The following is a 17,308-nucleotide window of genomic DNA, read 5'->3' as shown; positions in this document are numbered from 1 at the left end:
ATCCTCTCTCCCTACGCAATGCAGCGAACCCTAGCGATAATCGGGGTGGTGTAAACCGACCATCAAAGGGTTATAAAGACCACCTACTATCTAAGAGCGGGCCGCGATTTTGGTAGGCCCCTGTCGCGCCCTTACCTCGTTGGCGCATGCGACATGCCCAGACCGCGCTCCGGCCGACAGCGAGGTTCTTTGCATTTTATTAAGATTGTTCGCAAAGACTGGCTTCAGGGACGGGCGAAATTCCAGGGGGTGCACGTTGAGTGTGAGCCAACGAACTGGAGATATAGATGGCCGCGTCGCAATCCACCATTCTCGTCGTCGAAGACGAACCTCTCATCCGCCTCATCCTTGTCGAGGCATTACAGGACGAGGGCTATCGAGTGTTGGCAGCGTCCAACGTCCTGGAGGCCATCGGGCAGATCGCAAGGCACTCCCGGATTGACGGCCTGGTTACGGATGTTGACTTACCCGGCGGCCTGAGTGGCCTTGAACTGCTGGAACTGTTCAGCAACTGTCGGCCGGACGCCGCCAGGATCGTCGTCTCGGGCAGATCCGATCTAATGCTGGAGGCATTGCCGGCGGCGGGACGAATCTTCGCCAAGCCCTACAGTCTCGACACCGTGATCGCTGAACTTAACGATCAGATCAGGGCGAAGGGCAACGCCCTGCCGGCTAGGCGCATACGTTCGTAGCGTCTGGGCACTCCCCCCGGCCCCACGACCGCGCCGCATCGATGTCTCTGGAGTCGTTTCATCCCTCTTATATCCCTTTCATTTTTTTTAATAAGTTCACAGGATTACTGTGCTTTCAATTTCTTCGAACTTTCCCATATAAGCCGGCAACACGTCGAGAAACGGCAATATGACCTTTGTTCCCAAGACACGCAGCGAGATGAACCAGCGAATCCAGGAGATCGACTGGACGAAGACGCTCTTCGGCGCGGAAGCAGACTGGCCGCAGGAACTGCGCATGGTGCTGAGTCTATGTCTCAACACCTCGCTTCCCACGGCCCTTTACTGGGGGGACGACTTTCGCCTTCTCTACAATGACGCCTGGGCGCCGATTGCCGGGGAAAAACACCCCTGGGCACTGGGACGTCCGGCCCGCGAGGTCTGGGCCGATATTTGGCATGTGATTGAGCCCCAACTCCTCGCCGTTCTGCAAACCGGCAGGGGGTTTTCGGTCGCCGATCAGATGCTACCAATGCAGCGCGGGGGCCGCATACAACAGACCCATTGGGATTACAGCTTCGCGCCGATCTTCGGGCAGAACGGTAAGGTCCTCGGCATATTCAACCAGGGCAACGAGACGACGGCGCGCCTGTCGGCCGAGCGCGCATTGCGTGCCAGCGAGGAGCGGCTGGAATATGCTCTGGGCGCATCGGATACGGTAGGCACCTGGGACTGGGATGTTCCCAACAATCGGGTCATTGCCGATGCGCGCTTCGCGAAGCTTTACGGCGTCCCGCGCGAAGAGGCGAGCACCGGCGCATCAATCGCCAATTTCTTCAATGCCATTCACGCCGACGATCTTCCAAATGTCGAAAAAGCTATTACGGCGGCCTTGAAGGATGGCAGCATCTTTTCTCAGGAATACCGCCTCGTCCAGGCGGACGGCGCACACAGATGGGTCATCGCGCAGGGTCGGCCGACGCTTGCGCCGGACGGAACAGCTCTGCGCTTCCCCGGCATCAGCTTCGATATAACCGACCGAAAAAATGCGGAAGCCGCGCTCCGCGACAGCGAGGAGCGCTTCCGGGCAATCACGAACTCCATCGACCAGATGATCTGGTCGACGACCCCAGAGGGATATCACGACTACTACAACCAGCGCTGGTACGATTTCACCGGCGTGCCTTCAGGCTCAACCGATGGCGAGGGCTGGGCCGGAATGTTCCATCCGGAGGATCAGGACCGCGCCTGGACCGTCTGGCGGCATTGTCTGCAGACCGGAGAACCCTATCACATCGAATATCGGCTCCGTCATCGAAGCGGAAAGTACCGCTGGGTGCTTGGCCGCGCGCAGCCTGTGCGCAATGAGGACGGTGCAATCACCCGCTGGTTCGGTACTTGCACGGACATCCAGGACATCATCGACGCACGTGAGGTTCTCGCCCGATCGCGGGAAGAACTTGAAAAGGAAGTGCAGGAGCGCACCGTCAAACTCTTGGAAGCCGAAGCACAGTTGCGACAGGCGCAAAAGATGGAGGCGGTCGGGCAACTCACCGGCGGCGTCGCGCATGACTTCAATAATATGCTTGCCGTCATTTTAGGCGCCATGAACCTCCTCGAAAGGCGCCTTGCGCGCGGCGAAACCGATCTTGCCCGTTACATCGACGCCGCCAAGGACGGCGCAAACCGGGCAGCCGCTCTCACCCAACGTCTGCTCGCCTTTTCCCGTCGCCAGCCACTCCAGCCCGAAATCATCGAACCGAACCGCATGGTCGCCGGCATGCGCGAGCTGCTGACGAGGGCGCTCGGCGAGCAGGTTCAGGTCGAGACCGTGCTGGCCGCGGGGCTATGGCGCATAAATGCCGATGTCAGCCAACTTGAGAACGCGGTCCTCAATCTTGCGGTCAACGGCCGAGATGCCATGCCGAACGGCGGCCGGCTCACCGTTGAAACGGCCAACACATTCGTCTCCGAGGACTATGCCCAAGAACACACGATGTCGCCCGGCCAATATGTGATGATTGCGGTCACCGACACCGGCACGGGAATGAGCGGCGACACTCTCGCAAAGGCCTTCGATCCCTTCTTCACGACAAAGGAGGTCGGCAAGGGATCGGGGCTCGGCCTCAGCCAGGTTTTTGGCTTCGTGCGCCAGTCCGGCGGACACGTGAAGATCTATTCCGAACCAGGCCACGGAACCACCGTAAAAGTATACCTACCCCGTCATTACGGCGAGACGGAAGCCAGAGAGATATCGCCGCAGAATGCTGACCCTGCGCGCGGCGTCCGTGGCGAACTCATTCTGGTGGTGGAGGATGACGAGCGGGTGCGCAATTTCTCCGTCGAGGCGCTGCGCGAACTCGGTTATACAGTGGCGGAAGCCGCTAGCGGCGCGGCAGCGCTTGCCCTGTTGGGAGAAGGCCTGAAGCCCGCGCTCCTTTTTACGGATATCGTCATGCCTGAGATGACGGGCCGTGAACTCGCCACCCTGGCGTCGGAGAAACTGGGGGAACTGAAGGTCCTTTATACAACCGGCTACACCCGAAACGCCGTCGTTCACAACGGCATCCTGGACGCCGGAACCCATCTGCTTCAAAAGCCCTTCAGTCTGGAGCAGCTGGCCGAGAAGGTTCGGCGTGTAATCGATGGCTAATCGGCGCTCGCTTTGAAGTCGGGAGACGGTAGCCCGCCTGTCTCGACGCATCGCAAGGCGAGATCGAAGACAGCATTCGCGGCCTGGGCGGCGCATTCGATGTCGAAGTCTTCAACATCGTCCAGTTGACGAAGAAAGGACTGCCAGCACGACATGTCGCGCGTCATGACCGCCAGGTGTCGTGCACCGAAACCATCGGTCATTCCAAGCGCGGCGGCTTGGGATCTCAAAACGCGCGCACCGAGAGTCGATCCCTCGAGAACATAGACCGCACCCAACAAACCACTTTGATCGTCAAACAGCACATCCGACATTTCGGTCGGTGTTAGCCGGAGCCCCAGATCTTTCGCGTCCTGCGCGATCGAAGCGGACACGGGGGTCGGACGCCAGGACCAATCCCGTGGCCAGACGATATCGTGCAAGACCCGATCCATCGCGAAGCGAAATCTGCCGAGGAAGGTCACATAGCGCCGATACGCCGCAAGGTTCTCAAATGCGCCGATCGCGGCGTCGAGCTTCTCATGGTTGGCTCGGGTTCGATCCCGAAGCGCAAACCGCCTTTCACTGTGTCCCATGTGTTCCCATTACAGAAAGCGGATCGTCGCAAGACCTTCGCGAGGGAAGATCCTTTCACTCTAGGGACGTGGTATCAGACTGGTGGGCAGGAAGCATCGAGAATTACAGAAGAACCTTAAGGCGCATGCAATCAAGCGCCCTGCAGGCTACGGAATATTCGATCGGATTCTCCTTGGACGGACCATGGCCGCATATTTCCTCCCAAGGTTTCGCCAACGGCCAAACCCGCCTGAATGGCATCCTCGTGGAAGCCGGAACCGAAATAGGACCCGCAGAACCATGTATTGGCTTCCCCCTGAAGCGACCATAGCTGCCTTTGGGCGGCAAGCGTCGCAGCATTGAAGAGAGGATGCTGGTAGAGCCCGCGCCAGATTACCTTGTCTTCGGCCGGGGCATGTAGGGGGCTAAGCGTGACGAAGTACGGACGAGGATCGGAAATTCCCTGCAACCGGTTCATCCAGTAGGTAACACAGGGCTTGCGCGATGCAGCGCCGTCACGTCCGGATTGCGCGAGGTAGTTCCAGCTTGCCCAGACACGCCTGCGGCTTGGCATCAAGGTTTCATCGCGGTGAAATACCGTCTCGTTGTCGCCATATGCGAACACGTTCAACAGTTCATCCTCGCGTGGGGAGCGATCGGCAAGCATCGCCAGCGCCTGGTCGGCATGGGCGCCGATCACGACGTGATCGAACCATTCGGCCTCGGCGCCGCCCACGGAAATCTCAACCGCGCCGTTGACGCGGCGGATTGACTTCACCGGCGCATTTATCCGGATCCTGTCGCGGAATGGCGCCGTAAGACGGTCGACATAGGCGCGGCTTCCGCCATCAACCGTTCGCCAGATTGGTCGGCGCATGAATTTCAGCAAGCCGTGGTTCTCGCAGAAGCGTACGAAGGACAGCGCCGGATAATTCCCGATCTCAAGTGCCGGTGTCGACCAGATCGCAGCCGCCATTGGATAAAGGTGGTCTTCGCGAAACGCCCGCCCGAAGCCGGCGCTATCGAGATAGTCGTTGAGGCTAGCGGAAGGATCGAGATCGCGCACGCCGTTTGGCGCCTGACGGTAGAAACGCACGAGGTCTCGCAGCATCGACCAGAAGCGCGGGCTGGCAAGGTTGCTGCGCTGGGCGAAAAGTCCGGCAAGGTTCGTGCCAGCGTATTCCAGCTTACCACCGTCCATCGACACGGCGAAAGACATGTCCGAGGCCCTGGTTGGTACGTCGAGATGCGCAAACAGGGCCGTGAGGTTTGGATAGGTCGCTTCGTTATAGACGATAAAGCCGGTATCGACCGGGGCGCCGCCTGCATCCACGGTGTGAGAGTGGCCACCGATACGGTTGTCCGCCTCGAAAACCGTTACATCGTGACGCTGCGACAACAACCACGCCGCTGAAAGACCGGCGATGCCTGTGCCGACGACCGCGATTTTGAGTGGCCGACCCGATTGAGGAAAATGGCGCATGGCAATCCTTTTGCGGCTTTCGAACTCTGGACAACTATCTGTATCCTTTACGAGCGCAGGAATCTGACGGATCACTGCGAAGGAGCGATTTCGAGGAGTGTGATCCGCCGACGAAACTGCCGCGTAGAAGGACGCATGAATGAAGTTTCGAGCCCGATACAGATTGATCGCAAACCAGATGTGCCGACAGGCCGGCGGCTTGCCGTGGTGAGTTCAAGGGACACACAACAGCCCCCCTCGCCCGGTGCACTTGTTGAGATGATGCTGAAGGTCGCGCAAGGTCGGGATCGTCAGGCTTTCGCCCTTCTCTTCCGCTACTTCGGGCCGAAGCTGAAGACCTTCTTCCTACGCTGGACAATGTCGTCCGCAGCCGCGGAGGATCTCGTTCAGGAGACAATGCTGACCGTCTGGCGCAAGGCATCATATTTTGACGCCGAACGCGCAGGGGTCGCGACCTGGATCTTTACGGTCGCGCGCAACATTCGCATCGACCACCTGCGACGGCAGAAGGATCCGTCGGCCCTGCCGCCGGATCCTGAAAACGCGGAGGATACGGTCGAGGATGGAATGCTCGGCGCCGAGCGGGATGCGGCGGTGCGCGACGCGTTGACCGCGCTCTCGCCCGAGCAGCAGACGATCATCCGCCTTTCGTATTTCAGCGAGAAATCGCAGACTGAAATCGCCGATGAGCTGGGCATCCCGCTCGGCACCGTGAAATCTAGAACACGCCTGGCCATGAACCGGCTTCGCGGGCTGCTGGAAGACAAATCATGACCACCACACATCACGCAACCGACGAGACCCTGATGCGTTATGCGGCCGGCACGCTTGCCGCCGCGCCCGCCATCGTCGTCAAGGCGCATCTGGCACGCTGCCCGGCCTGTCGCGCCCGCGTCGGCGAATATGAAGCGCTGGGCGGCGCTCTTCTGGAAGAAACGGAACCAACGCAATTGTCGGCAACTGCGCTGATCGACGTGCTCTCCATGCTCGATGACGAGGATGCCGCCCCCATCGCACCGCCGCCGCTGGCGCCGGTGGAGCTTGAAGGCATTCGCTTGCCGGACGCTTTGCGCGGCTGCGATATCGGACGCTGGCGCTGGATCGGCCCTGGTATGAAGATGAGCCGGGTCGGCGTGCCGCAGGATCCCGATGCAAATCTCATCCTGCTCAAGGTCGGCCCCGGCCGCGCGCTCCCCGATCACGGGCATGTCGGCACCGAATTCACCTATATCGTGTCGGGATCGTTTTCCGATCGTTTCGGCCGCTTCCTCCCCGGAGACCTTGCTGAAATGGATGAGGACGTCGAGCACCAGCCAATCGTCGACAAAGATGGCGAGTGCATCTGCCTCGCCGCCCTGGAAGGCAAGATGCGCTTCAAGAATGTCATCGGCCGCATGCTGCAGCCGATCTTCGGGATCTGAACCATGCCGGCGGCGGCGCTCCTCCTTCTTCTGGCCGCTGCTATCTCGCTGGGCATGGCAGCCGTCTGGCTCGCGGTCGTGAAAGGGGCGGGATCCGGCTGGGTCGATACCGTCTGGTCCTTTCTCGTGGGCGGGGCGGGTGTGGCTGCCGCGCTTGTTCCGGTTTCGGACTGGGAGGGCGATGAGCAGCGACGGCTTCTCATGGCAGCGGTGGCTGCGCTCTGGTCTTGTCGTCTCGGCCTGCATATCCTGCGGCGCACGCTGAAGGGCGGTGAGGATCCTCGCTACACGAAACTTCAGGAGGAATGGGGCGAGCGCTGGCGCGGGCGTCTCTTCCTGTTTCTGCAAATCCAGGCCGCCGCCGCGCTTCTCCTGACCACAACGATCTTCGCCGCAGCACGCAACCCGGCCATGGGCTGGCAGTGGAGCGATATTGCCGGCATCGCGATCATCGTCATCGCCGTCGTCGGGGAAGGCATTGCCGATGCGCAGCTGGCGCGGTTTCGCGACGACGACACCAACGGGGGTAAGGTCTGCGATGTCGGGCTCTGGGGCCTGTCGCGCCATCCCAACTATTTCTTCCAATGGCTCGGATGGGTTGGTTATGCAGTCGTGGCTATCGGCCCTGCTGGCGACTGGGGCTGGGGTTGGTTGGCACTTGGAGGTCCCACCCTGATGTATTGGCTGCTGGTGCATGTTTCAGGGATTCCGCCGCTTGAGGCGCACATGATGCGTTCGCGCGGCGCTGCCTTCACCGCCTATATCAAGCGCGTCAACGCCTTCTGGCCGGGCGCGCAAAAACGGGAGCAGACCATATGAACCTTGCCGTGACCGCCATCACCGCCGCCGAGCGGCTGCCGTTACCCGATCATGCCCTGCGGTTCGGCATCAGCCGGCTCGTTGGGCGCACGCGCCGATTGCTGGCGGAGGGGACCGGTCCGACGGATCAGGACTTTGCGCGCTCCATGAGCGAATGGCCCATCGCCGTGCACACGGATGACGCCAATGCCCAGCACTATGAGCTTCCCGCAGCATTCTTCTCGCTGGTGCTCGGCCCGCGCCGTAAATATTCATCCTGCCTCTATGCCTCGCCCGCCACGACACTCGCAGAGGCGGAAACCGCGGCTCTGGAGGAGACGTGCCTTCACGCGGACCTCGCAGACGGGCAGGATATTCTCGAGCTCGGCTGCGGATGGGGATCCCTCTCGCTGTTCATGGCAGAGCGCTTTCCGTCCGGTCGCATCGTCTCCGTTTCGAATTCATCCTCGCAGCGCACCTATATCGAGGCGGAAGCCAAACGCCGCGGCCTTCGCAATCTGACCGTGATCACCGCGGACATGAACACATTCTCACCGGACGGCACCTTCGACCGCATCGTGTCGGTGGAAATGTTCGAACACATGTCCAACTGGCATTGCCTGCTCCAGCGTGCACGCAGCTGGATCCGAGACGACGGGCGGCTTTTCCTGCACGTCTTCTCGCATCGCAAGACGGCCTATCGCTTCGACCATGCAGACAAGGCGGACTGGATTGCGCAGTATTTCTTTACCGGCGGCGTCATGCCCAGCCATGGACTCGTTCGCGCGTTCGACGACAGTTTCACCGTCGAACGGGACTGGCGTTGGAACGGCAAGCACTACGAGCGCACCGCGCTGGACTGGCTCGACAATTTCGACCGAAACCGTGACGCGGTCCGCGCCATCTTCGAGGCGACCTATGGCAAGGACGCATCCGTCTGGATGCGGCGCTGGCGAATGTTTTTCCTCGCCACGGCCGGGCTCTTCGGCCATGCCGGTGGAGAAGAATGGGGCGTAAGCCACTATCGCCTCAGCCCCGTCGGCGCGGGCCGGTGATCTTCTTTCTGAAACACCTCACCGCGATGGTGCGGGCCTACGCACACCATCGCGACCCGCGTGTCGCTGCGGCGAACGTGATTTCCTTGCTGGTCGCGTCGAACCAGCCCTTTTACCCACTCTATCTCTTCTGGTTGGTGAGTGCCGACATCACCGCCGCCTGGTTCACGTTCCTGTCGACACCGTTCTTTCTCGCCGTGCCGGCCGTGGCGCGCCGGAATGACGTGGCAGGGCGGGCTCTGCTGCCGCTGACGGGGATCGGCAATACCGTGCTTTCGGCGTGGCTCTTCGGCACCGCCTCGGCAGTCGAAATCTTCCTCGTTCCGTGCGGGATAATCGCGCTTCTGCTGTTTCGCCCGCGGGAACGTGTCGTCGCCCTCGCGATTACCGCGCTCGCCTTCGGCGTTTTCCTTCTATTGCACGATGTCTATGCTCTGCCGCTCGCGCAGTACAATGCAGTGCAATACGCCGCCCTGGCACGGCTCAACCTGATGAGCGCCGGCATGCTCACCGCTTTCGTCGCCATCCTGTTCTCAGGGATTATGGCTGAGGCGGAACTGTCAGCCGATGCGGCTCGCCACGAGAAAGCCGGCTGAGGCGCCGGTCGCCGTGACGAACGCTCCCCACGGAATGTCGGCGAGCGTAACGGAAAGCGGCCAGTCCTTAAGCGTCGCATGGTTGGTGAGGTCATACGTCGCGTAGGCCACCAGGCCGAGGATCGCACCATTCAGCGCAGCCTTGCCGAGTCCTCCCCCGTCGAGCGCGGGCATCACGGCGAAAAATACGATGCCGGCAACGTAAATCAGATAGAAGACAACGGCCGGCGCCAGATGAAACTGCGGCGCCAGTTTGTCGCCCAAGAGCGGCCTATAAAGCATATCGGCCATCGTCTAAAGCCAGATGGCATCGACGATCAGAAAGGCGATGCCCGTCGCCAGATAGGCGATGACGATGGTTTTCATACCAATGTCTCCCATTACGTGTGTCGACATTTCTACGCCTTCGTCGCCCTGACGGATCACCTCAGGTGAACCGATCTGCACGCGTGTGCGTATTTAAGGAAAAGCCACGAGGATGGACCGATGAGGATAGAGGTTCTGACTGCATTTTCCGCGATAATGCTAACTGCCGCGATGTCCCACGCGCAGCAATCCGTCGATCCGAGCGGTGTCTGGCTGCGCGACGACGGCAATGCGCGTGTGCGCATTGCTCCATGCGGCAGCAATATCTGCGCCACCAATCTCTGGATCCGGGACACCAGCAAGGGCGAAGAGGTCGGCGACCGCCTGATCATGTCGCTCCAACCCAAATCTCAGGATTCATTATTTGGCACCGCCTTTGATGAGAAACGCGAGCGCACCTATTCGATCACGGTGCAGGTGTCCGACAATGTGCTTCTCACGCGAGGCTGTATTCTCGGCGGCGTGCTTTGCAAGAACGTGCGTTGGCAGTCGGCCCGATGATGAACGGAAAACAGAAAGGCATGAAGCAGATTCGGGTTACCAGCATGGCTGACAACGGCCCGCCGCCCTCTGCGGCCGGCACGCTTTACCCCGGAAAGGTGATGCATCAGAGGCTCCATCCCTTCGGTCATCGCTTTAGCTATAGCGTCTTTTCCCTTCTGGTCGATGTCGACCGGCTTGTCGATCTTGCCGGACTAACCCGCCTGCTTGCCGTCAACCGCGCGGGAATCCTGTCGTTCCACGAACGCGATCACGTCGAAGATGACGGAGAGACGCTGCGACAGTTCGCCGACGGCCTGCTGGCTCGCTCTGGTCTCGCAGGGCCCGCGGCCCGTATTCTGCTGCTCGCCTACCCACGCATGCTTGGTTATGTCTTCAACCCGCTCTCGACCTATTTCGCCTATGACGATGAAGACCGGCCGATTGCCATAATCTATGCGGTCAGGAACACCTTCGGCGAACGCCACAGTTACGTAGCACCGGTCCTTGCGGGCGACATCAGCGCCGCCGGCATTCGGCAGACGCGAACGAAGGTCTTTCATGTTTCCCCCTTCATGGACATGGGACTGCGCTACCATTTCCGCGTCCTCCCGCCCGGCCGAACTGTCCGGCTACGAATTCATGAAACCGCGGGGAAAGAGCCGGTCATGGCCGCCACGTTCAATGCGGACGCGGCGCCGCTGACGGACGCCATGCTGGCGCGCTGCCTGATCCGTTTTCCCTTCATGACGATGAAGGTGACGGCCGGTATTCATTGGGAAGCCTTCAAGCTTTGGCTGAAAGGTGCACGCTTCCGCACAAGTCCGCCACCACCGGAAACAGCAAGTTTCACAGACAAAGCGTGAGACGGCTTTGAGCCGCACGGCGTCCAAAGCGCCTGCACCCATAATTTTATCGAAACTTTTCAGGAAGACATCGTGGTCGCATTAGCAAGAATTTTCAGGCGTGGTCTTGGCAAAAACAGATCGAGGATCGGACTTTTCGCGCGCGCAATGAACTCTGTCATCGCATCGGTCGATATCGGGAAAATCACGCTCATCCTGCCCTCAGGCGAACGTGTTGAACATATCGGCACACGTCCGGGGCCCTCGACAGTGATCAATATTCACAAATGGCGGGCCGTCCGACGGCTCTCGACCGGCGGTGATCTTGGCTTTGCCGAAGCCTATATTGACGGCGACTGGTCTACCCCGGATCTAGAAGCCTGCCTCGAACTGGCCGCACGCAACCTGGATCTACTCGACGAGAAGATTTCAGGTCGCTTTGCGGTCAGGCTGCTGCAACGGTTTCGCCATGTTCTGCGCGCGAACACCAAGACCGGCAGCCGGAAGAACATCGCCTATCATTACGACCTCGGCAATGCCTTTTACAGGGAGTGGCTCGACCCAAGCATGACTTATTCCTGCGCGCTCTACACGGAACCGACCCTCAGCCTGGAGGACGCCCAACAAGCAAAGATAGAGCGGGTCAAACAGCTCCTGTCGATCGAGGGTGGCGAGCGAGTTCTGGAGATCGGTTGCGGTTGGGGAGCACTCGCCGCAAGTCTCGGCCATGCGGGCGCCACGGTGGATGGTATCACACTATCCGCCGCGCAACTGGAATATGCGACGGAGTGCATCCGGGCCAACGGCCTGCAGGAAGCGGTCCGTCTGCAGTTGAAAGACTATAGGGATGTCACGGGAAGCTATGACCGGATCGTGTCCATCGAGATGCTGGAAGCGGTTGGAGAGGCCTATTGGCCGCTGTTTTTCAAGACTCTGCAGCAAAGGCTTCGCGCGGGCGGACGCGCCGTGCTTCAGGTCATCACGATCGACGAGAGCCGTTTTGCCGCATATCGAGGCGGGGCAGATTTCATTCAGCGACATGTCTTCCCTGGTGGCATGCTTCCGACCAAAGGCATAATTCAGGAGCAGGCCACGCGCGCAGGACTTCAATTGGTACAATCCGAGTATTTTGGACTGGATTATGCTCGAACGCTCCTCGAATGGCGGCGGCGCTTCCATGCTGCTTGGCCGAGGATCAACGCATTGGGTTACTCTGAACAGTTCCACCGTTTGTGGGACTATTATCTTTGCTACTGCGCGGCCGGTTTTAAGGCGGGAACCATAGATGTCGGCCTCTATGTATTGGAACGGTCTGCCGACCCCACTCGCGCGAGGCGGTAAACTTCCGCGCTTTCTCCCAGGCGTCCTGGTAACTGAAATTGGCACGACAAAGAATGCGAATGACATCTGCAAAAATCGAACACAGCCATCCGCCTGTCAAGCATGGCAAGGTCGGCGTGCTGCTCGTCAATCTCGGCACGCCCGACGGCACGGACTACGCGTCGATGCGATGCTACCTGAAGGAGTTCCGTAAGCGACAAGGAGAGGGGTTTATGGAGAACACTTGGACGCAACCCTTCTAATTGGCTATCTCGCCTCGATCTGCTCAGTGAGCAGCTTCGTCCCGCAGGCATGGAAGGTCGTAAAGTCAGGCGACACGTCGGCGCTCTCGACCCGGATGTACGTACTCACCGTTACCGGGTTTGCGCTGTGGGCTGCCTTTGGCGTCCTCAAAGCAGAGTGGCCGATCACTGGCACCAATGCGATTTGCTTCTGCCTTTCAGCCTTCATTCTCCTGCGCAAGCTTGGAAGTCGCGAGCGGACGGAAGGGTGTCAACGGCGGAATAATTTCCGGCCACGGGGCGGAGCAAAAGTCGGCCACCATGGCGTCGGCCTGAGACCGCCGGGAGGGCGTAGCCCGAGCGGGGGTCTCAGGCCGGCGCGGCGATTTTTTGAGGGGAGTTTCAGCCAGCCTTTCTGGCGCGGCTCTGGGCGAGGCGGTAGCTGTCGCCGTTCATCTCGAGGATGTTGACGTGGTGGGTGATGCGATCCAACAGCGCGCCGGTCAGACGCTCGGACCCCAGGGTCTCCGTCCATTCGTCGAAAGGCAGATTGCTGGTGATCAGGGTGGCACCGCGTTCGTAGCGTTGCGAGATCAGCTCGAACAGCAATTCCGCACCGGTCTTGGACAGCGGAACGAAGCCCAGTTCGTCGATGATCAGCAGTTTGTAGGCTGCCATCTGCTTCTGGAACCGAAGCAGACGTCGCTCGTCACGCGCCTCCATCATCTCGCTGACCAGGGCAGCCGCCGTGGTGAAGCCGACGGACAGGCCCTTTTGGCAGGCGGCCAAGCCGAGGCCGAGCGCGACATGGGTCTTGCCCGTGCCGCTGGGGCCGAGGGCGATGACGTTCTCGCGGCGTTCGATCCATTCGCAGCGCGCCAGTTCCAGCACCTGCATCTTGTTGAGCTTCGGGATGGCTGTGAAGTCGAAGCTGTCGAGGCTTTTGACGACCGGGAATTTGGCCGCCTTGATCCGCCGTTCAACCTTGCGGCGATCGCGCTCGATCATCTCCCGCTCGGCAAGCCGGAAGAGGTAGCCGACGTGATCGACGCCCTCGGTGGCGCAGAGCCGAGCCAGCTTCTGGTGCTCGCGCTGGAAGGTCGGTAGCTTGAGGGTCTTGAGATAGTGGGCGAGCAGGATGTCGGGTGCTTCGGTGCTCATGCCGCTTTACCCGCATCAGACGACAGAAGTCGCATATACGCCTTTGCCGAGGTCTTCTCGACCGTCGCTCTTGGCAGGTAGGGATAGATCGCCAGGTCCAGTCGCGGCGGCCTGCGCTCGACCCGGCACAGGATCAGATGTTTGACCGCATCGAAGCCGATCGCGCCGAGCTGGATGGCCTGCTTCACGGCCGCATGCAGGTCCGCAAGGTCGAAGCTCTCCAGGAGACGGAGAACCTGCACATATTCCCGCCGCCCATGCTTGGCCATGCGGCCTTCCATCAGCCGGCGCAGCGTGGCGAACTCGTCCGGCAGGTCCCAGCCCTGGAGAGGAGCAGCCTGATCCAGAGAATTGATCTTCTGCTCGATCAGCGGCAGGTAATGAACGGGATCGAAGACGACGTCTTCCCGCTCCCAGCATCGCGGATGGTGGGCAATGATCTCGCCGCGGCAGCCGATCACCACCTTGTCGACATAGCCCCGAACCCAGACATCCTGGTGGCCGTAGGCGACCGGCACGGAATAGTCGTTGGTCTTGTAGCGCACCAGAGACTGGGCCGTCACCGTTGTACTCGCCTGGTCGCAGGCATCGAAAGGCGACGCCGGCAAGGGACGCATGGCCGCCAGATCCCGCTGCAGGCGCTCGCCGATCGTCTCGCTCTCGCCGCGCAGCTTGTCGCGCTGGCGTTTGCGGCATTGCTCTTCCAGAAAGGCGTTGAACGCATCCCATGTCGGAAACTGCGGGATCGGCACCATGAAGTTACGCCGGGCATAGCCCACCAGACCCTCGACATTCCCCTTGTCGTTGCCTTTGCCGGGACGGCCGTAGCGATCCCGGATCAGGTAATGGGACAGGAAACCGCTGAACAACGTCGCCCGCTTGCGTGTGGCGTCCGGCAGGATCTTCGCGACAAGGCAGCGGTCGTTGTCATAGACGATCGACCGCGGTACGGCCCCGAAGAACGCGAACGCATGGATGTGGCCATCGACCCAGGCTTCGGCCACCGCCGCAGGATAGGCGCGCACATAGCACCCGTCGCTATGCGGCAGATCGAGCACGAAGAAGCGCGCCTTCTGCTCCACGCCGCCAATCACGACCGTCGCCTCACCGAAGTCCGCCTGCGCATGGCCGGGCGGATGCGACAGCGGCACGAACACCTCTTGTCGGCGCTGATCACGCTCGCGCATATAATCCTTGATGATCGTGTAGCCGCCGGTGAACCCGCATTCGTCGCGAAGCCGGTCGAACACCCGCTTGGCCGTATGGCGCTGCTTGCGCGGCACCTTCAGGTCTTCATCGAGCCAATGGTCGATCGTCGAAACGAACGCATCAAGCTTCGGACGCCGGATCGGTGATCGCCGCTGATAGCCGGGCGGCGTCGAATAGGCCACCATCTTGGCCACGCTGTCGCGCGATATGTTGAAATGCTTAGCTGCCTGACGCTGCGTCATCCCTTCGGAAACAGCCAGGCGAACCCTCAGATATAGTTCCACGGTGTAGATCCCCTGTCCCTCCTGCGTTCATTGCAGAAAGGAGATAGGTGGCCGGATTTTACTCCGCCCGCGGCAGCATTATGCCGCCGCTACCGTGGCAGACTTTTGCACCGCCGCTCTCACTTCGCCTATCTCGCTGTCGTCATCGATCTCTATTCCCGCCGTGTCATCGGCTGGTCGATGCAGAGCCGCCAGACGACTGATGTCGTGCTGCAGGCGTTGCTGATGGCTGTCTGGCGGCGAAAGCCAAAGGACAAGGTTCTGGTGCACTCGGATCAGGGCTCGCAATTTACCAGCATGGACTGGGCCTCGTTCCTGAAGCACCACAATCTGGTTCACTCGATGAGTCGACGCGGCAACTGCCATGACAATGCCGTGGCCGAAAGCTTCTTCAATCTCCTGAAGCGGGAGCGGATACGCCGCAGGGTCTATCGTTCACGCGACGAAGCCCGTCAGGATGTGTTCGACTACATCGAAATGTTCTACAACCCGAAACGCAAGCATGTCAGAAACGGCATGCTGTCGCCGGTAGAGTTCGAGAAGCGGCAGAAAATCTAACCCGAGGGTGTCTACGAAACTCGGGGCTATTCAATTCGTTTTCTTGACCGGTTACGATACGGATATGATCCCGGATGAACTAATACGCCGCCTTGCTGACCTCGACTCTTTGGCCTTCCCAAAACGCGGTGAATCTGAATCTCTGGTGCAAACCGGAGGTCTGCGATGCGATCAGGGATTTCATTACGGGTGGATTTTGATGGAGACGGTCTGCGGCGGCTGGCGCGGCAGACGAAGGATGCCGCTCAGGCGCGCCGTCTGTTGGCACTCGCCTCGATCTACGATGGAGGCTCGCGTTCCGATGCCGCGCGCCTCGGCAGCGTCACGCTCCAAATCGTCCGGGACTGGGTCATGCGGTTCAACGAACATGGTCCCCAAGGCCTGATCAATGGCAAGGCTCCGGGTCCGCAATCGCGGTTGAACCATCAGCAGCGTGCGGCCTTGGCGCAAGCAATCGAGCGTGGGCCGACACCCTATCTCGACGGCGTTGTTCGTTGGCGTCTGTGCGATCTGGCGCAATGGCTTTGGGAAGAATTTCGCGTTTCGGTGAGCGAGCAAACGCTGAGCCGTGAAGTACGGGCCATGGGCTATCGCAAGCTGGCTGTCCGACCCAAACATCACGCGCAAGACCCTCAAGCCATTGAGGATTTTAAAAAAGCTTCCCGGCCGCAGTGGCAGAGATTGCTGCCGGAGCGGCCCGAGGAAAACGCATAGAGATTTGGTTTCAGGATGAGGCCCGTATCGGGCAAAAGAACAAGATCACCCGCCGATGGGCCAGGCGTGGAACACGGCCTTCAGCACCGCACGATCAGCGCACAAGATCGGCCTACATCTTCGGCGCAATCTGCCCGAAGCGCGGCAAGGCGGCGGCGCTAGTCATGCCATGGTGCGACACCTACGCAATGACCCAGCATCTGGCCGAAATCGCCCGTCACGTCGATGCCGACGCGCACGCTATCCTCATTATGGATCAGGCAGGCTGGCACATGTCCAACAATCTCGTCGTGCCCGAAAACATCACCATTCTGCCACTCCCGCCGAAATCGCCGGAACTGAACCCGGTCGAAAACCTCTGGCATTTCATGCGCGACAACTGGCTATCAAACCGCGTGTTCAAATCATACGACGACATCGTCGATCATTGCTGCGATGCTTGGCGGAAGCTCGAAAGCCAGCCATGGCGCATCATGTCGATCGGGCGCAGAGAATGGGCGAATGGGTTCTAATCAGTGAGGGGCCGTATAACTGATGTCGTGCGACTTCAAAAGCCGATCGCATTGCGTCATATCATCGAGGCGGTCAGCAAATTGTGAGAGATGTAAGCCAGTGTATGTCTCTTTCTGACGCGCAAGGACGTCACGTCAAGGCGGTAGTGTTCGCTTGAGGCGCGGGCGACCACGCCTTCCATGAAGACGAGAAGCAAATGTAGCTATCTGATCTCGGCTCGGATTTCCAACCGCCGAACAGCAGATCAGAACCGTAGCCTCATTGAAACAACTGCTTCAATTCATCTGCTAAGGAATAGTCGAAACATAAGGGTCGCGCCCGCTACGACCGTTAGCAATGCGGATTCGGTCGGTCCCATCGGATCGTTGAAGTGGCACGGGCCGT

General features: G+C 60.2%; 16 protein-coding genes and 3 pseudogenes. 14 read left to right on the top strand and 5 right to left on the bottom strand.

Features of this window, described 5'->3' with window-relative positions; translation table 11 throughout:
• Positions 1-287 precede the first annotated feature (287 nt).
• Positions 288-692: a response regulator gene (locus WMC41_RS30275; RefSeq protein ID WP_432349837.1), complete on the top strand. Its 405-nt coding sequence runs from the start codon at positions 288-290 to the stop codon at positions 690-692.
• Between the two features lie 169 nt (positions 693-861).
• On the top strand, positions 862-3,324 hold the full coding sequence (locus WMC41_RS30270) for a PAS domain-containing protein (protein WP_432350190.1): 2,463 nt from the start codon (positions 862-864) through the stop codon (positions 3,322-3,324).
• Here WMC41_RS30270 and WMC41_RS30265 read toward each other — a convergent pair.
• Positions 3,321-3,899: a biliverdin-producing heme oxygenase gene (locus WMC41_RS30265; RefSeq protein WP_432350188.1), complete on the bottom strand. Its 579-nt coding sequence runs from the start codon at positions 3,897-3,899 to the stop codon at positions 3,321-3,323. The two genes, WMC41_RS30270 and WMC41_RS30265, sit on opposite strands and share 4 nt — an antisense overlap.
• Positions 3,900-4,030: 131 nt before the next feature.
• Positions 4,031-5,362 (bottom strand): NAD(P)/FAD-dependent oxidoreductase, encoded by a 1,332-nt coding sequence (locus tag WMC41_RS30260; RefSeq protein WP_432350187.1) that lies wholly within the window; start codon positions 5,360-5,362, stop codon positions 4,031-4,033.
• Positions 5,363-5,497: 135 nt separating this feature from the next.
• Here WMC41_RS30260 and WMC41_RS30255 point away from each other — a divergent pair, with 135 nt between their 5' ends.
• Genes WMC41_RS30255 through WMC41_RS30235 form a run of 5 tightly spaced genes read left to right on the top strand, consistent with a single transcriptional unit; the run spans position 5,498 to position 9,232 of the window.
• Positions 5,498-6,136, top strand: a complete 639-nt coding sequence (locus WMC41_RS30255) for a sigma-70 family RNA polymerase sigma factor (protein WP_432350185.1) — start codon at positions 5,498-5,500, stop codon at positions 6,134-6,136.
• Positions 6,133-6,783 carry a ChrR family anti-sigma-E factor gene (locus WMC41_RS30250; protein WP_432350183.1) on the top strand — a complete coding sequence of 217 codons (651 nt, stop codon included), beginning with the start codon at positions 6,133-6,135 and terminating at the stop codon, positions 6,781-6,783. The genes WMC41_RS30255 and WMC41_RS30250 overlap by 4 nt, the downstream gene beginning before the upstream one ends.
• Positions 6,784-6,786: 3 nt before the next feature.
• On the top strand, positions 6,787-7,602 hold the full coding sequence (locus WMC41_RS30245) for a DUF1295 domain-containing protein (protein ID WP_432350182.1): 816 nt from the start codon (positions 6,787-6,789) through the stop codon (positions 7,600-7,602).
• A complete protein-coding gene (locus WMC41_RS30240; RefSeq protein WP_432350180.1) occupies positions 7,599-8,636 on the top strand; it encodes an SAM-dependent methyltransferase in 1,038 nt (345 codons plus the stop codon). Before WMC41_RS30245 ends, WMC41_RS30240 begins: the two co-directional genes overlap by 4 nt.
• Positions 8,633-9,232: a hypothetical protein gene (locus WMC41_RS30235; protein WP_432350178.1), complete on the top strand. Its 600-nt coding sequence runs from the start codon at positions 8,633-8,635 to the stop codon at positions 9,230-9,232. The genes WMC41_RS30240 and WMC41_RS30235 overlap by 4 nt, the downstream gene beginning before the upstream one ends.
• Here WMC41_RS30235 and WMC41_RS30230 read toward each other — a convergent pair.
• Positions 9,197-9,598: pseudogene (locus WMC41_RS30230) on the bottom strand (DUF2177 family protein). The gene WMC41_RS30235 and the pseudogene WMC41_RS30230 overlap by 36 nt on opposite strands.
• A gap of 120 nt (positions 9,599-9,718) precedes the next feature.
• On the opposite strand from WMC41_RS30230, the gene WMC41_RS30225 reads away from it, so the two are divergent.
• The 5 genes and pseudogenes from WMC41_RS30225 to WMC41_RS30205 all read left to right on the top strand — a co-directional run bounded on the left by WMC41_RS30225 (position 9,719) and on the right by WMC41_RS30205 (position 12,955).
• On the top strand, positions 9,719-10,099 hold the full coding sequence (locus tag WMC41_RS30225; RefSeq protein WP_432350176.1) for a DUF2147 domain-containing protein: 381 nt from the start codon (positions 9,719-9,721) through the stop codon (positions 10,097-10,099).
• Between the two features lie 20 nt (positions 10,100-10,119).
• Complete coding sequence (locus tag WMC41_RS30220; RefSeq protein ID WP_432350174.1) at positions 10,120-10,944, top strand: DUF1365 domain-containing protein; 825 nt, start codon at positions 10,120-10,122, stop codon at positions 10,942-10,944.
• A 72-nt stretch (positions 10,945-11,016) separates the two neighbouring features.
• Complete coding sequence (locus WMC41_RS30215; RefSeq protein WP_432350172.1) at positions 11,017-12,264, top strand: class I SAM-dependent methyltransferase; 1,248 nt, start codon at positions 11,017-11,019, stop codon at positions 12,262-12,264.
• A gap of 53 nt (positions 12,265-12,317) precedes the next feature.
• Positions 12,318-12,452, top strand: a pseudogene (gene hemH / locus WMC41_RS30210) (ferrochelatase); the annotation flags it as partial.
• 80 nt (positions 12,453-12,532) lie between these two features.
• Entirely contained in the window at positions 12,533-12,955 is a 423-nt protein-coding gene (locus WMC41_RS30205) for a SemiSWEET family sugar transporter (protein WP_432350205.1), read from the top strand.
• On the opposite strand, the gene istB is transcribed toward WMC41_RS30205, so the two are convergent.
• Positions 12,888-13,646 carry an IS21-like element helper ATPase IstB gene (gene istB / locus WMC41_RS30200; protein ID WP_432349975.1) on the bottom strand — a complete coding sequence of 253 codons (759 nt, stop codon included), beginning with the start codon at positions 13,644-13,646 and terminating at the stop codon, positions 12,888-12,890. The two genes, WMC41_RS30205 and istB, sit on opposite strands and share 68 nt — an antisense overlap.
• A complete protein-coding gene (istA, locus tag WMC41_RS30195; RefSeq protein WP_288083247.1) occupies positions 13,643-15,139 on the bottom strand; it encodes an IS21 family transposase in 1,497 nt (498 codons plus the stop codon). Before istA ends, istB begins: the two co-directional genes overlap by 4 nt.
• Positions 15,140-15,262: 123 nt before the next feature.
• On the opposite strand from istA, the pseudogene WMC41_RS30190 reads away from it, so the two are divergent.
• Both WMC41_RS30190 and WMC41_RS30185 read left to right on the top strand, forming a co-directional pair.
• Positions 15,263-15,697, top strand: a pseudogene (locus WMC41_RS30190) (IS3 family transposase); the annotation flags it as partial.
• A gap of 165 nt (positions 15,698-15,862) precedes the next feature.
• Positions 15,863-16,923 (top strand): IS630 family transposase gene (locus WMC41_RS30185; RefSeq protein WP_432347912.1). Its coding sequence is split into 2 segments (ribosomal slippage): positions 15,863-16,355 and positions 16,355-16,923, totalling 1,062 coding nucleotides; the frame shifts between segments, so codons are not numbered across the junction.
• The last annotated feature ends 385 nt before the right edge of the window (positions 16,924-17,308 follow it).

The sequence above is a fragment of the Shinella yambaruensis genome, assembly GCF_050859155.1.
Classification (GTDB): domain Bacteria; phylum Pseudomonadota; class Alphaproteobacteria; order Rhizobiales; family Rhizobiaceae; genus Shinella; species Shinella yambaruensis.
Note: the sequence above shows the minus strand (reverse complement) of the source record. Positions and strands in the feature narration are given on the sequence as shown.